At 70.8% G+C, this 15,134-nt stretch carries 13 protein-coding genes; 4 read left to right on the forward strand and 9 right to left on the reverse strand.

Going from position 1 to position 15,134, the window contains the following annotated elements; genetic code table 11:
* Both EOT10_RS40510 and EOT10_RS40515 read right to left on the reverse strand, forming a co-directional pair.
* On the reverse strand, nt 1-262 hold a 262-nt coding region (locus EOT10_RS40510), incomplete at its 3' end, for a carboxyl transferase domain-containing protein (protein WP_431313377.1).
* Between the two features lie 95 nt (nt 263-357).
* The gene (locus EOT10_RS40515) at nt 358-1,944 is read right to left on the reverse strand and encodes an acyl-CoA mutase large subunit family protein (RefSeq protein ID WP_127833377.1); all 1,587 of its coding nucleotides are present in this window, start codon (nt 1,942-1,944) and stop codon (nt 358-360) included.
* A 120-nt stretch (nt 1,945-2,064) separates the two neighbouring features.
* Here EOT10_RS40515 and EOT10_RS40520 point away from each other — a divergent pair, with 120 nt between their 5' ends.
* Complete coding sequence (locus EOT10_RS40520; RefSeq protein WP_127833378.1) at nt 2,065-2,751, forward strand: TetR/AcrR family transcriptional regulator; 687 nt, start codon at nt 2,065-2,067, stop codon at nt 2,749-2,751.
* An 87-nt stretch (nt 2,752-2,838) separates the two neighbouring features.
* Nucleotides 2,839-4,131: an alpha/beta hydrolase family protein gene (locus EOT10_RS40525; RefSeq protein ID WP_189492752.1), complete on the forward strand. Its 1,293-nt coding sequence runs from the start codon at nt 2,839-2,841 to the stop codon at nt 4,129-4,131.
* Between the two features lie 28 nt (nt 4,132-4,159).
* Here EOT10_RS40525 and EOT10_RS40530 read toward each other — a convergent pair whose 3' ends face one another.
* On the reverse strand, nt 4,160-5,437 hold the full coding sequence (locus EOT10_RS40530) for a metal-dependent hydrolase family protein (protein WP_127833379.1): 1,278 nt from the start codon (nt 5,435-5,437) through the stop codon (nt 4,160-4,162).
* A 53-nt stretch (nt 5,438-5,490) separates the two neighbouring features.
* Entirely contained in the window at nt 5,491-6,951 is a 1,461-nt protein-coding gene (locus EOT10_RS40535) for an MFS transporter (RefSeq protein ID WP_189492755.1), read from the reverse strand.
* A gap of 139 nt (nt 6,952-7,090) precedes the next feature.
* Here EOT10_RS40535 and EOT10_RS40540 point away from each other — a divergent pair, with 139 nt between their 5' ends.
* Complete coding sequence (locus EOT10_RS40540) at nt 7,091-8,182, forward strand: Lrp/AsnC family transcriptional regulator (protein WP_127833381.1); 1,092 nt, start codon at nt 7,091-7,093, stop codon at nt 8,180-8,182.
* On the opposite strand, the gene EOT10_RS40545 is transcribed toward EOT10_RS40540, so the two are convergent.
* The 4 genes from EOT10_RS40545 to ligD all read right to left on the reverse strand — a co-directional run bounded on the left by EOT10_RS40545 (nt 8,127) and on the right by ligD (nt 11,346).
* Nucleotides 8,127-8,417, reverse strand: a complete 291-nt coding sequence (locus EOT10_RS40545; protein ID WP_127833382.1) for a hypothetical protein — start codon at nt 8,415-8,417, stop codon at nt 8,127-8,129. The genes EOT10_RS40540 and EOT10_RS40545 overlap by 56 nt on opposite strands.
* Nucleotides 8,414-8,746, reverse strand: coding sequence for a DUF6083 domain-containing protein (locus tag EOT10_RS40550; RefSeq protein WP_223281525.1), 333 nt, complete (start codon nt 8,744-8,746; stop codon nt 8,414-8,416). The genes EOT10_RS40545 and EOT10_RS40550 overlap by 4 nt, the downstream gene beginning before the upstream one ends.
* Nucleotides 8,747-8,978: 232 nt before the next feature.
* Complete coding sequence (locus EOT10_RS40555; protein ID WP_127833383.1) at nt 8,979-10,226, reverse strand: hypothetical protein; 1,248 nt, start codon at nt 10,224-10,226, stop codon at nt 8,979-8,981.
* A 109-nt stretch (nt 10,227-10,335) separates the two neighbouring features.
* A complete protein-coding gene (gene ligD / locus EOT10_RS40560) occupies nt 10,336-11,346 on the reverse strand; it encodes a non-homologous end-joining DNA ligase (RefSeq protein ID WP_127833384.1) in 1,011 nt (336 codons plus the stop codon).
* A gap of 381 nt (nt 11,347-11,727) precedes the next feature.
* On the opposite strand from ligD, the gene EOT10_RS40565 reads away from it, so the two are divergent.
* Nucleotides 11,728-13,575 (forward strand): transketolase, encoded by a 1,848-nt coding sequence (locus EOT10_RS40565; protein WP_127833385.1) that lies wholly within the window; start codon nt 11,728-11,730, stop codon nt 13,573-13,575.
* 2 nt (nt 13,576-13,577) lie between these two features.
* Here EOT10_RS40565 and EOT10_RS40570 read toward each other — a convergent pair whose 3' ends face one another.
* Nucleotides 13,578-14,243, reverse strand: a complete 666-nt coding sequence (locus tag EOT10_RS40570; protein WP_127833386.1) for an endonuclease — start codon at nt 14,241-14,243, stop codon at nt 13,578-13,580.
* Nucleotides 14,244-15,134: the final 891 nt, after the last annotated feature.

A 15,134-nucleotide genomic window follows, 5' to 3' on the forward strand; every position in this document is an offset into this window, starting at 1 on the left:
TGCCGTAGCCGGTGACGACGCCGTCGCCGTAGGGCTGGTTCTCGTCCAGGCCGAACGCGGTGGAGCGGTGGCGGGCGAACTCGTCGAGTTCTACGAACGAGCCCTCGTCCAGGAGGAGTTCGATGCGTTCACGGGCCGTCAGTTTGCCCTTCGCGTGCTGCTTCTCCACCGCGCGCGCGGAGCCGGCGTGGGTGGCCTCGTCGATCCGGCGCTGCAGGTCCGCGAGCTTGCCCGCGGTCGTGTGGATATTGATGTCGTTCACTGGTTGCTCCACCCGGGGCTCACTGGTCAGAAGGAATCGACAGGGTCAATGGATCTACAGGGTCAAGGATCGGTGCGATTCATGGATCGGCAGGATCAGAACGTGTCGTGAGGGACGTGTACGCCCCACACGTCGCGCAGGGCGTGGGAGACCTCGCCGACCGTGGCGCGCAGGCGCAGTGCCTCGCGCATCGGGGGCAGGACGTTGTCGGTGCCGCGCGCCGCGTCCCGCAGTGCCTCGAGCGCCAGCTCGACGGCGTCGTTGTCGCGTTCCTTGCGCAGGGCCGCGAGGCGGTCGCACTGGTCGATCTCGATCTGGGGGTCGACCCGCAGAGGTTCGTACGGCTCTTCCTCGTCGAGGGCGTACTTGTTGACGCCGACCACGGTGCGTTCCTGGTTGTCGATCTCCAGCGCGATGCGGTACGCGGACTTCTCGATCTCGGACTTCTGGAAGCCCTGCTCGATGGCCGCCACCGCGCCGCCGCGGTCCTCGACGGCCTGGATCAGGTCGAGGGCCGCCGCCTCGACGTCGTCCGTCATCGACTCCATGACGTAGGACCCGGCGAACGGGTCGACGGTCTTGGTCACGTCGGTCTCGTAGGCGATGACCTGCTGGGTGCGCAGGGCGAGCCGGGCCGCCTTCTGCGTGGGCAGCGCGATGGCCTCGTCGTACGAGTTGGTGTGCAGGGACTGCGTACCGCCGAGGACGGCGCCGAGGCCCTGGAGGGCGACCCGGACGAGGTTGACCTCGGGCTGCTGCGCGGTCAGCTGTACGCCTGCGGTCTGCGTGTGGAAACGCAGCATCTGCGACTTGGGGTTCTTCGCCCCGAACTCGTCACGCATGATGCGGGCCCAGATGCGGCGCGCGGCACGGAACTTGGCGATCTCTTCGAGCAGCGTGGTCCGCGCGACGAAGAAGAAGGACAGTCGCGGCGCGAAGTCGTCGACGTCCAGACCGGCGGCGATCGCGGCGCGCACGTACTCCTTCGCGTTGGCGAGGGTGAAGGCGATCTCCTGCGCGGGTGTGGCACCGGCCTCGGCCATGTGGTAGCCCGAGATGGAGATGGTGTTCCAGCGGGGCATCTCCTTGTGGCAGTACGCGAAGATGTCGCTGATCAGCCGCAGGGACTGCTTCGGCGGGAAGATGTACGTGCCGCGGGCGATGTACTCCTTGAGCACGTCGTTCTGGATGGTGCCGGTGAGCTGGTCGCCGGAGATGCCCTGCTCGGCCGCGACGAGCTGGTAGAGCAGGAGCAGCACCGAGCCGGGGGCGTTGATCGTCATCGACGTGGACACCTTGTCCAGGGGCAGGCCCTGGAACAGCGTGCGCATGTCCTCGATCGAGTCGATCGCCACGCCGACCTTGCCTACCTCGCCGCGGGCGATCGACTCGTCGGAGTCGTAGCCCATCTGCGTCGGCAGGTCGAAGGCGACGCTCAGGCCGCCCGTTCCGGCGCCCACCAGCTCGTGGTAGCGCTCGTTGGACTCCTTGGCCGTACCGAATCCGGCGTACTGGCGCATCGTCCACGGCCGGCCGGTGTACATCGACGGATACACACCGCGTGTGTACGGGAACTCGCCCGGGGCGCCCAGCTTGGCGTCCGCGTCGAAATCCGTCAGCGCCCGGCCGTCGTAGAGCGGCTGGATGGGCAGGCCTGACTCACTCTGTGCAGCGGAACCCACGCCGGACCTCCTCGGTACTCGATGTCAATACAACGGTACTCAGTACCGTTGGGAGGGGCAAGTGGCTCCCGGGGGCCGGGACAGGGAAGGATGGGCGGACATGAGTGAGGATGGGTGGTCATGAGTAAGCCAGCCGCGCGGATCCGTCTCGCGGACGCCGCCTTCGCGCTCTTCGACGAGCGCGGATACGAGCAGACCACCGTCGACGACATCGCCGAGCGGGCCGGGGTGGGACGTACGACGTTCTTCCGGCACTACCGGTCCAAGGAAGACGTGATCTTCCCCGACCACGACCGGCTGCTCACGCTGATCAAGGACAGGCTGGCCACCTCCAGCCACAGCACCGGCCTGATCGCCGTGTCCGACGCGGTCCGTCTGGTGCTGCTGCACTACATCGACGAGGGTGACCTCGCGCGTCGGCGGTACACGCTGACCAGCAAGGTGGCGGTCCTGCGGGACCGGGAGATCGCCAGTGTGGCCAGGTACCAGCGGCTGTTCCGCGAGTTCATCGCGGACTGGATGGGAGACCCGACCGAGTCGGCCTCGCTGCGCGCCGAACTCATGGCGGCGGCCGTGGTGGCGGCCCACAACCACGTACTGCGCCGCTGGCTCCGGGGCGAGACCTCCGACCCGGTGGTGGAGATGGACGAGGCGATGCGCGACGTGGTCGCGCTCTTCCCCGCGCCCTCCGGTTCCGGGGAGGCGGGCGACGCCGGCACCACTCTTGTGGCCTTCCGTACCGGCCAGGACCTCGACACGCTGCTTCCCTCGCTGAGGCGACTGGTCGAGGGCGGCACGGGGCGCTGAGCGCTCGCGGAGGGTGGGGTTTCCCCCAACTGGATGGTGTGGCCTGCCGGATGGTGACGCGGGCGGGTGACCGGCGAGGCTTCCGGCATGGACACCAACGCCAACGCCAACACCAGTACCCGGACGACCACCAAGACCAACGTGACGAGCAGGCGACGGGTGGTGGCCGCGTCGGCGCTCGGCCTCGCCTGGGCTGCATCGGGCGGGCCCGGCGCGAGGGCGATGGCAGCGGACGCTACGGGACCCACGCGACGTAGGGCGCGTATGAAGCTGCCCGCGCCGACCGGGCCGTACGCCGTGGGGACCGTGTCCCTGCGGCTTGTGGACCGGCGGCGTGCGGATCCGTGGGTGGCGGGACGCAGTCGCGAGCTGATGGTGGATGTGCGGTACCCGGCCCGCTCGGTCGCCGCGCACCCCCGCGTCCCGCAGATGACGCGAGGCGAGGCGGCCGGCTTCGACCGGGTGAACAACTTCGGCGACCTGCCGAAGGACCGCGTCGACTGGAGCGCGACGCGCACCTTCGCCCACCTGGGCGCACCCATTGACCGGCGCGGACCGCGGCCGGTCGTGCTGTACTCGCCGGGAGTGGGCGACCCGCGCACCCTCGGCACGACGCTGACGGACGAACTCGCCTCACACGGCTACGTGGTGGTGGCCGTCGACCACACCTACGACGCGTCCGCGGTGGAGTTCCCCGGCGGGCGGGTGGAGACGACACGGCTGCCGCAGGAGTTCGAGCGGGCGCTGAAGGAGGGGCCCGAGGCGGTCGTCGCGCTGATGGAGAAGACCAGCGCGGTACGGGTGGCGGATACGCGGTTCGTCCTGGACGAGGTGGACCGGGCGTTCGCGGAGGGCCGCCTGGAGCGCGCGCCCGTCGGCATGTTCGGGCAGTCGGCGGGCGGTTTCGCGGCGCTGCAGACGATGCATGACGACGGACGGATCACGGCGGCGGCGAATCTCGACGGGGTGCTCGCCTACGTATCGGACGACCACGACGAGGGGAACCTGTCCTCGGTGGCGCGGGACGGGGTGGACGGGCCACTGCTGCTGATGGGCATGGACGGCGACGACCGTACGAACGTGCCGTCCTGGCGCGCGCTGTGGGAGCACAGTGACGGCTGGCGCCGGGACCTGGTGCTGCGGGGTGCGCAGCATGCGACGTACACCGATGCCACGTCGCTGATTCCGCAGATCGCCCGGCAGTTGGGCCTGCCGGAGGAGACGGTCACCGGTCTGGTGGGGACGGTCCCGGCGGCGCGGGCGATCGGGGCGCAACGGGCGTACGTGACCGCGTTCTTCGACCGCTGGCTCCGCGGGGATGCGGGTGGCCACTTGCTGGACGGGCCTTCGGCGCGGTTCCCCGAGGTGCGGTTCGTATAGGCCGGACCTCGGGGTCGTCCTCGCCCGCTCAGGCGGCTATCGCATCAAGCACGTCGGTGGTGAGCCCGGCCGTGTCCTTGACCGTCTTCCCGGCCTTCAGTACCAGTTCGACGTTGGCGGGGTCGGCGAGTGACGAGATGTCGGCGAGCGGGTCGGCCGTCACCGCCACCAGGTCGGCCGTCTTGCCGACCTCCAATGTGCCCAGCTCGTCGTCCAGGCCCAGCAGCCGGGCCGAGTTGCGAGTGCCCGCGACGATGGCGTCACCCGGTGACATCCCGAGCTCGACCAGGTGGACGAGTTCCAGCAGGTTGCGTCCGTGCGGGCACACACCGGCGTCCGTACCGAGCGCGACATTGACCCCCGCCTGCAGCGCCCGCGCGATGTGCTCGCGCGCGATCCGCGACCAGCGCACCTTCTTCTCGTACAGGTACGGGGGAACGAGGTCGGGGTCGGGGACGCGCAGGGCGGAGCTGAGTGTGGGGACGAGGAAGGTGCCCTTCTCCAGCATCAGCTCGACACCTTCGTCGCTGATCCCGTACCCGTGCTCCACGCTGTCGACCCCGCCCCGTACCGCGGCGAGGATGCCGGCCGCGCCCTGCGCGTGGGCGGCGATCCGCCGGCGGCGCGAGTGCCGGTCGAGTTCGGCGCGGATCAGTGCCACCTGCCGCTCGCTCACGCCCATGTCGTCCGGCTGGTCGGTCGGGCTGGAGACACCTCCGCTCGTACACACCTTGATGACGTCCGCGCCCGAGCGGACCAGCTCACGCACCGCCGTCAGCACCTGGTCGTCCGTGTCCGCGATGTACGACACCTGGTCCGCGCCGGGGCGCGGAACATGGCCGTTCGGGAGGCTGAAGTCGACGTGGCCACCGGTCGGCGAGATGACCCCCACCGCGAGGTTCGCACGCGGACCGGTCACCAGGCCGTCCGCGAGCGCCCGCTTGAACCCGTTGTCGAGACCGCCGAGGTCCCGGATGGTGGTGACACCCGCGTCGAGCGTGTCCCGCAGCCGTCGCGCCGTCTTCAGCATCGCGTACGAGCCGGCGTCGGCGAACTGCGCCACCAGACCGTCCTCGATGGACAGCGCGACGTGTACGTGGCAGTCGAAGAACCCGGGGAGGACGGTCCGGCCACGGGCATCGACGGTGGGCAGGGCCCGGTGTTCGGCGGAAACCTGGTCACGCGACGGCCCGACGTAGGCGATGCGGCCGTCGACCGCGACCAGTTCCGCGCCGGTGACCGGTGCGGAGCCGGTGCCGTCGATGACGCGGGCGTTCACGAGCCGGAAGCTGCCGGAGATGCTCACGAAAGAACTCCTTGACGATCTGGGAAATCTGGGAGGGGTGGGGGACGCGGTGGTCAAGAGATGGAGAGGTCGGCGCGCGCCCCCTTCGTCGCCCAGCCCGCCAGGAACGTCACCACGCCGAGCAGCGCGGTGCCCGCACAGGCGAACCACACGACGACGTATCCCTCCAGGGCGGGGATTTTGGTGCCGGAGAGCACGGACGTGGCGAGAAGGACTCCGAACACGGCGCTGGCGACGGACCCGCCGAGGACCTTGATGGTGCTGTAGGTGCCCGAGGCGATGCCCACCTGGTTCGCCGGAGCCACCTCGGAGACGTAGGCGGGCAGGCCGCCGAGCAGGAGCCCCGTGCCGAAGCCGGCCAGGGGTATCGCGACGAGGATCATCCACAGGTCGCTGTGCAGGAAGCCCAGCCACGCGTACGACACCACGATCACGAGGAGGCCGAGGGGCAGCACACCGCGCATGCCGGCGAGCCGGGCGATGCCCCCGTACAGGGCCGCCCCGACGACGGCGGCCAGGACGTTCAGCGCGAGCACGTACGAGATCGACTGCGAGGACAGGCCGAAGCCGTAGCCGGCCTCGTGCGGGTTCGCGGCGAGGAAGGTCGCGAGCGGCACCTGCGCACCGAACAGGCTGACGCCGAACAGCAAGGCACCCACCTGGGCCGGCCACATCGCTCTGCGGACGAACAGCCGCATGTCCACCAGCGGTTCGGACGCGCGCCGTTCCCACCCGACCCACACCGCGAGAACCACAAGACCTGCCGCGACCGGGCCGAGGGTGCGCCCCGACCCCCAGCCCGCCTTCGCCGCCTGGGAGAGCCCGAGCAGCACCAGCACCAGGGCTGTCGCCAGGCCGGTCACCCCCGCCCAGTCGATCCGGCCGGTGGCCCGGCTCCGCGACTCCGGGATCAGGCACACCGTCACCAGCAGACACAGTCCCGTCAGCACCGCCGGTACGGTCAGCGTGAGCCGGAGGCTGCCGAGGTGGGTGTCGAGCGGGCCGCTGACGAGCGCGCCGATGACGGCACCGGCCGTCAGGGCGCTGGCGAGCAGACCGATGGAGCGGCGTGCCGTGTCCCCGCCGATCTTGTCCCGCACGATGGCCACTTCGAGCGCGATCCAGGCCGCGAGCGGCCCCTGGAGCGCCCGTCCCGCCAGCATGACGGGGAAGGACCGGGAGCAGGCGATCAGCAGGCTCCCCAGCGCGACGCCGGCCACGGCGATCCGCAGCAGCCGGCGGTGGCCGTACATGTCGCCGAGCTTGGCGACGACGGGCACCGACACCGCGGCCGCCAGCAGTTGGACGCTGCTGAACCAGTTCAGCTCGCCCCCGCCGACGTGCACGGCGGACCCCAGGTGAGGGATCAGCGGCGGGTAGAAACCCTGGACGATCCCGCTGACCAGCTCGACGAAGATCAGGAATCCCACGACCGAGCGCAGCCCGATGGACGTTCCCTCGACTGCGCCGGCCTGAACGCCCGGTGGCGGGTTGATCTGTGCATCGGTGACCATGCTGAGCTCCTCGGCCGCTTGGGTGATGCGCATAGCGTGGTTAACCTGCCGGGAACGCTGGACGGATTGCAGGATTCCGTCACTCCGCCCCGACACCGACGTGCCTCGCCACCCGTCGGCCACCGCAGGGAGAAGCCGTATGCAGGATCTCGTCACCGAGCTGGACCTCGCGCTCGTCAACGCGCTCCAGGTACGCCCCCGCGCCTCATGGACCGAGCTGGGCAAGGTCCTGGACGTCGACCCGGTCACGGTCGCCCGCCGGTGGAAGCGGCTCACCGACGCGGGGCTGGCCTGGGTCACGTGCTACACCGCCTCGGCGCGCCGGGCGCGCATGGCCTACGTCGAGGTGGACTGCCGGAGCGAGGCCGTCGGCGATGTGGCACAGGAGCTGGCCCGTGACCCCCACGTCGTCAGCGTCCACCACCTGACCGGCGCCCGGTCCCTGCTCCTGAGCCTCGCGGTCCACACGCCGGCCGCACTGTCCGTGTACCTGATGGACCGGCTCGGCAAGATGAAGGGCATCACTGCCACCCGCACACAGGTCGTCACCGCGATCTACGGCGACGCCAGTCTGTGGCGGCTGCGTTCACTCGAGCCCGCCCAACGCCAGGCGCTGCAGACCACCGGCCCGCAGGCGTCACGGCCCGCCGCCCTCACGACAGAGGTGAGTGCCGAGGACCGGCGGCTCATCCAGACCCTCGCCGCCGACGGCCGTCAGTCCTGCGCCGTCCTGGCCGAGCGGACCGGACTCAGCGAACCCACCGTCCGCCGCCGCCTCAATCGCCTCCTCAACCAGCACGAAGCCGTGCTGCGCTGCGAGGTGGCACAGAAGATATCGGGGTGGCCGTACACCGCCGTGCTCTGGGCCTCCGCGCCGACGGGACAGCTGGAACACGTAGGACGGTCGCTCGCCTCCGTGCCGGAGATCCGGGCCTGCGCGGCGGTGTCCGGCACCAGCAATCTGCTCCTCTTCGCCTGGCTGCGGGATGTCACCGACCTCCACCGCCTCGAGCAGCTGGTGGTGCAGCGCCATCCGGACGTCACCATCACCGAACGAGCGGTGAGCCTGCACACGATCAAACTCCTGGGCCGCCTGCTCGACGCCGACGGCCACAGCATCGGCCACGTTCCGGTGGATTTCTGGCTGGAGCAAGTGCCCCTGATGCCGGGGCGGGTCAGCCCTCGTACGACAGCCCATGACCGAACCGGTACAGCGGATCCGTCGTGCTGAACGGGACATCTTCCGGGTGGGACTCGACCGCCGTCATCGAGGACGGCAGGTCGAAGGGGAGGTGGCCGCGCGGGGCGCGGGTGCCGAGGACGAGGTGGACGAGGACCGAGTCGTCGGCGCCGAAGTCCGCGGAGACCGGAATCGATTCCGGAACAGGTTTCGGACCGCAGAGGGCGGGTGCGCTCAGGTCAACACCTTCGCGGATGCGGTCTTGAGACAGGGGGAGCGAGTTCACCCCACGTCGGGCAGTCGGGCGTCGCCCCGCAGCGTCGTCAGCCACGGCCACAGATCGGGCAGTGCCTGCCCGGCGCAGGCGAGCCGGTGCTCGATGCGGCACTGCTGCGTAGCGTCCACGGGGCACACGCCGTACACCGTCACCCGGCCGTCCGACAGCTCGATCCAGCGCTGCTCCGCGGGCACCAGATGCGCCGGCAGCCGCATCCCGGGCTCCAGGAGAACCCAGTCGTGCTCCAGCGTGGCCACCCGGTCCTGCTGCAGCCCGCAGTACGGGCAATGGAACTGCCCGCCGCCGATTCGCGTGACCCGCCCGCCCGATCCCCTCATACTGCGAGCGTGCGGTGCGCGACGACCTGACACACGTCTCACTTCGGACGGGACGCGTGGGGCGGAGGGGACGACATGTGACAGAAGAGGCGACACCCGCCACAGCAATCACCCAGCGTCCCGTGCGACGCGGCCGGACTGGCGCCGTAGACAGACGACGCGACGGGGTCAGGGAGTGCCCAGGTCGTCCCACGGAGCCGTGAAGACGTCCGCCAGTTGCGCTCCGCGGAGATCAGCCGCCGCGCTTCAGGCGTACGACGACCGGGGCGCCGAAGCCGTCACGGGACTGGTTGACCTGGACGTGTCCGGCGCCCAGCCACTCGTCCGTGCCGGGCACCCGGTGGATCGCCTCCAGCCACAGCGACTGGTTCGACGCCTTGCGTGCACCGGTCGACAGGGGGAGGCGGTGGCGCTTGATCTTCACGCACCGGCCGTCGTCCGTCAGATACCAGTTCCCGTCGAGGAACAGGCCCCCGTCGTCCTGCCCCACCGGGATCCGTCGGCCGCACTCGCCGGGCGCGGGCTCCTGCTCGGCCCACGTCGAGCCGTCCCAGCGCAGCCGGATGAACTCGTCAGCGGGTTCGTCGTCGGTCTCGCCGTGGTTGAACGTGTTCTTTCCGTACGCGCGCACCTCGCCGTCGTCGAGCGCGAAGACCTGCTGGAGGGAGGCGCCGGGCTCGGGCGGGATCGGTTCCTCGAAGCGGAACCGCGGCGTCTCCACCGACTTCCACGAGGTGCCGTCCCAGTGCATCGTGACGGGCTGGCTGTACGACTCGCCGAAGCCGAGCTCGGTGCCCGGCCCGGTCGAGCGGCTGCCGACCGCCCAGACGTCGTCCGGCCCGGCGATGGCGAGGTCGGAGGCGGCGTACCGGAGCCGTGTCGTGGTCCAGCGGGAGCCGTCCCAGTGCCGGGCGGACGGCGCGCCTTCGAGGGGCTGGTCGAGCGTCCAGATGTCGTCAGGGCTCGCGGCCTCGAAGTCCGCGACCTCGCCACCCGGCGGCGAGTTCGGCACCGTGGACCAGCGGGTGCCGTCCCACTGGGCCCAGGGGAGCGGACCGGGGCTCTCGCCGGTCACCCCGCCCGCCCCGGTCATCGCGCTCGGTCGAAGCCACAGGGTTTCCTGGCCCACTTCTTCGAGTATCGGCGGGTATGTGGTGGCGCCGAGGGCATCCGGCAGGGGCTCGCGCTTCCACTCTGTGCCGTCGAAGTGCAGGAGGTGGGCATCGGCCTGGCCGTTGTTCTCGGTCGCCACCGCCCAGACGTCGTCCTTGGACAGGGCGGCGATGTCGCTGATCTGCCCGCTGAAGTCCGCGATGTGCTCGAACTCCCAAGTAAGGGAGCCGGAAGGGGCGTTGGGCGAGGATGCGTCGCTTTTTGGATGCGCGGTGTCGCCGGATCTCGTGGTGCGGGAGCCGGTCGGCCCGGAGCTTGTGCCGCAACTCGCGACCGACAGGGTGGCGACGAGTGCGGCGACGGCCACCAGGCTTCGGTACCTGTCCCCGGCCGCAGTGCGCATGGTCGACCCCCCCCTGTCGCCCCTCCGCGGAGCGGTGTCCCGGCGAGCGGGCAGCGTACCTCCGCCGGCTCAATCATCGCTCCTCACGCTCGCGGACGACATCCGTCGGGTTCTTGTCGTTCCGCAGCCCCTGGTACCGGGGATGGCGCAGCATCCCGTCGCGCGTCCACTCCGTGAAGGCGATCTGCGCCACGAGCCGGGGCCGCACCCAGTGCGCGGTCCGCTCTGCGAGCCTGCCCTCGAACGGCGAGGCGTCCACTTCGAGTTGGCCGAGATCCTGCCGGAGCGCGAGGAGGGCCCGCCGGTCGAATCCCGTACCGACCTTGCCCGCGTAACGCAGCCGTCCGTCCTCGTAGTAGCCGATGAGCAGGGCGCCGATGCCGAGTCTGCTGCCCGCGGGCTCGGTGAAGCCGCCCACCACGAACTCCTGGCCCCGGGCACACTTCAGCTTGAGCCAGTCGTCCGAGCGGCGCGGCTGATACAGGCTGTCGGCCCGCTTGGCGATGAGCCCCTCCCAGCCGCGCCTGCACGCGTCGGCGAGCAGCTCGGCACCGCCCTCGTTGCGATGGACGCTGAAGCGCAGCGGCGCGCCGAACGTGATCGACCGGCGGAGCAGCGATTTACGCGTACGCAGCGGAAGCCGCCGTACGTCCATGCCGTCCAGGCGCAGCAGATCGAAGACGTAGTACGTCACCGCCACCTTGCTCGCCGCGACATCCGCGCGACGGGTGAGCCCCATGCGCTGCTGGAGCAGCGCGAAATCCGTCCGGCCGTGCGCGTAGGCGACCACCTCGCCGTCGATCGTGAAGTCCGCGCAGTCCTGCGCGGCGAGCGCGTCGACGATCTCCGGGTACGTGGCGTTCAGCCGCCGCCCGGACCGGGACAGGAGCGTCACCGTTCCCTGCTCGCGTACGGCGAGCACCCGCATGCCGTCCAGTTTCCGCTCGAAGATCCAGCCCTGCGGGAACTCGCGCCGGTCGGTGAGCGACGCCAGCATCGGGGAGGCGGCCAGCTCTCTGCCGGGGGCCGACTCGCGGGTGCGGCGGTCGAGTTCGGGCGGCAGCGTGTCCAGCAGGCCGGTCATCCCCGTTCACCGCCGTCCGCGTGCCGGACGGCTGCGTCCGGCGCCTCGGCGACCGCGACAGCGCCCGTGCTGCCGCGACAGGGCCCCAGCCCGTCCTGCCTGCTCACGGCCGCTCCCTTCGCCGGCACCGCGGGTCCGCGCTCGCCGGGTACCCGGGCGCGGCCCCAGCACACGGCCACCGCGTGCGTGTTTGGCCACGTAACGCAGGGGGACGCGGTAAGCGCGGGTGAGTCGCGTGGCGACCACTCGGAGACGAACCGTTGCCCACTCCGAGTAACCGCCGGCGCACGGGGCGGTGGCCCCGCCCGACGCGACGCACCCCGCGGGACGAACCCTCTCGGGACGAACTCCCTCGGGACGAATCTCCGTGGAAGGAGCGACATGAACACCCGTCAACTGTCCGAGCTCGCCCAGCAGTTGCGTGTCGACAGCGTCCGCGCCGCCGCAGCCGCGGGCTCCGGGCACCCCACGTCCTCGATGTCCGCCGCCGACCTGATGGCCGTCCTGCTGGCCCACCACATGCGCTACGACTTCGACCGGCCCGCACACCCCGGCAACGACCGGTTCGTCCTCTCGAAGGGGCACGCCTCCCCACTGCTGTACGCCGCCTACAAGGCGGCCGGCGCGATCAACGACACAGAGCTGCTCACCTTCCGCAGGCTCGGCAGCCGCCTCGAAGGGCACCCGACGCCCCGGCGCCTGCCGTGGGTCGAGACGGCCACCGGCTCGCTCGGCCAGGGGCTGCCCGTCGGCGTAGGCATCGCGCTCGCGGGCAAGCGGCTCGACCGGACGGGATACCGCGTGTGGGTGCTGTGCGGCGACAGCGAGCTCGCCGAGGGCTCCATCTGGGAGGCCGCCGAGCACGCCGGATACGAACACCTCGACAACCTCATCGCGATCGTCGACGTCAACCGCCTGGGCCAGCGCGGCCCCACCCGGCACGGGCACGACCTGCGCGCCTACGCGCGCCGCTTCCAGGCATTCGGCTGGCACACCGTCGAGATCGACGGACACGACGTCGACGCCGTCGACCACGCCTACGACGAGGCCCTGTCCACCGCCGGGCAGCCCACGGCGATCCTCGCCCGCACCCTCAAGGGCAAGGGCGTGGCCTCCGTCCAGGACCGCGAGGGCCTGCACGGCAAGCCGCTGCCGGACCCGGAGGAAGCGATCGCCGAACTCGGCGGAGTACGCCACCTGCGGGTCGAGGTCCCCCATCCCGCCGCCGCACGCATGCTGCACCCCGCGGGGTCGGGACACGCGGAGCTGCCCCGCTACCGGACCGGGGACGAGGTGGCCACCCGCGACGCCTACGGGAAGGCGCTCGCCGCCCTCGGAACCGCCCGCGGAGACGTCGTCGCCCTGGACGGCGAGGTCAGCGACTCCACCCGCTCCGAGTTCTTCGCCAAGGAACACCCCGACCGCTTCTTCGAGTGCTACATCGCCGAGCAGCAGCTGGTCGCCACGTCGGTCGGGATGGCGACGCGCGGCTGGGTGCCGTACGCCTCCACCTTCGCCGCGTTCCTGACCCGCGCGTACGACTTCGTGCGCATGGCCTCGATCGGCGGGGCCGGGATCAACCTCGTCGGGTCGCACGCGGGTGTCGCCATAGGCCAGGACGGGCCCTCGCAGATGGGGCTCGAGGACCTGGCGATGTTCCGGACGGTGTACGGCTCCACCGTGCTGTACCCGTGCGACGCCAACCAGACGGCGAAACTCGTCGCGGAGATGGCCGGGCTCGACGGGATCCGCTACCTGCGCACGTCGCGCGGGGCCACCCCGGTCATCTACAGCGCCACCGAGGAGTTCCCGATCGGCGGGAGCAAGGTGCTGCGCGCCTCCGGCGAGGACCGGCTGACCGTGGTCGCGGCGGGCGTCACGCTCCACGAGGCACTGGCCGCCGCCGACGCGCTCGACCGCGAGGGCATCCGTGTCCGGGTGATCGACCTCTACTCCGTCAAGCCCGTCGACCGCCGCACCCTGCGCGAAGCCGCCGAGACCACCGGCTGCCTCCTGACGGTCGAGGACCACCGTGAGGAGGGCGGGATCGGGGACGCGGTGCTCGACGCGTTCGCCGACGGCCACCCCGTACCGCGGGTGGTGCGCCTGGCCGTACGGACGATGCCCGGCTCGGCGACCCCGGCGGAGCAGCTGCACGCGGCCGGCATCGACGCCGGGTCGATCGCGGCGGCGGCACGGGCGCTGGTCGAGACGGTGGTCGTGCGCTGACGTCAGGCTGCCGCACCCGCGCGGTTCAGGCAGTCCGCCACGACGTCCTCGTCCAGGGCCGCGCGGACCAGTGCCGAGGCCATTTCGGCGTGCGTCGCGTCCCCGGCGAGCCGGACGAGCGCGGACGTGTCGCGGGGCAGCCCCAGACGTTCGGCGCCCTGCAACGCCTTGGCGTCCACGAAGGGACCGAACTCCGGCCAGACGTCCTGCACCTCGCGGAGGAAGATGTCCGCCCCGACAGGCCCGATCCCCGGAAGTTCCCGCACCAGCTGCCGCAACACGTCCGCGTCACCGTCCGCCCGCTCCCGCATCCGGCGCAGGTCACCGCCCCAGCGGTCGATCAGGAGCTGGCCGCCCTCTCCCAACTGGGTCGCCGTGCGTTCGTCGTAGCGCCGATAGCCACCCCGCCCGAGGGCGTCCACGCGCTGCTGCCAGGTGGCCTCGGTCATGCGTCCGGGGTCCCTCAGCCCGGCCTCGTACAGGGCCCGCGACGTCGCCACCGCGACGGACGCGCGGATCCGCGCGCTGAGCAGATGTGCCAGCACGAGCGTGCGGTAGAGCGGCTGCGGTGTGTCCCTCAGGACGATGTGGGCCTCTGCCGCATACGTCTGCCCGTACCGGCGGAGCAGCTCCCGCATCACTTCCTCGTCCCTCTTGCCGTCGCTCATCGTCACCGCTGCTCCTCGGCGTGACTGCTGGAGGTCGCGCTGTACGGGTGTCCCGGGACGGCGGGGGTATGCGTGGTGAGCGACCTCGGCGGTTCGTCCAGCATCTCGGACTGAATCGACGGTGCGGGGATCGATCTGCGGCGCGGTGAGGTGTGGGGTGTGCCCATGACTCGATCTGCTGCGGAGCCTGGAGACCACGGGGTGAGCGCCGACCGCGTCGCCCGACCGGAACGCAAGGCCGACCTCTATCAACCCACCTGCACCAGTGCCGCGTTGACGCCGGCCAAGCGGTCTCGGTGGTCCACAAGGCGCACCCGAAGTTTCGTGCCGGGCAGTTTTGCGACGGCAGGATGAACGTCGAGGGACACCCGGCCGTGGTGGCCTGTGGTGACATCGCCCGCTTCCCCAACTCGCTCTTCGACCCGATTCCGCGGCGGGTCGAGCACTGGAACACCGGGGCCCATATGTAAGCCGCACGCAACTCGATGCAGGGAAATATTCACGCCAGACCACTATGCATGGCCGCATTCCATGCATAGCCTGACCTCCTCGCACCACCACTCCGACATGGCGCACGCTCATCCGGAGTCCGGGGGCGAGTCCCTTGCCGGCTCGTGATCCGAGCTCGTTCGGGCTTCGGAGTGACGCTTGACCCATCGCACCGCGCACATGCATCCATGTGGCACCTCGACCCCTCGGGAAGTCGGTGTCCACCTCATTCAGCTACGGCCCTGTCCGCAGGAGGACGTAACCATGTCTGCAACCACCACCCGTCGTTCGACCGCTGCGAAGTCCGCGAAGTCCCGGATCGCCGTGGTCGGCGCGATCGCGGTCGCCGGCACTCTGCTGCTGTCCGGCTGCGGTGACCAGACCAAGGACAAGGGCGCGCCC

It is taken from the genome of Streptomyces antnestii (genome assembly GCF_004005495.1).
Lineage (GTDB): Bacteria > Actinomycetota > Actinomycetes > Streptomycetales > Streptomycetaceae > Streptomyces > Streptomyces antnestii.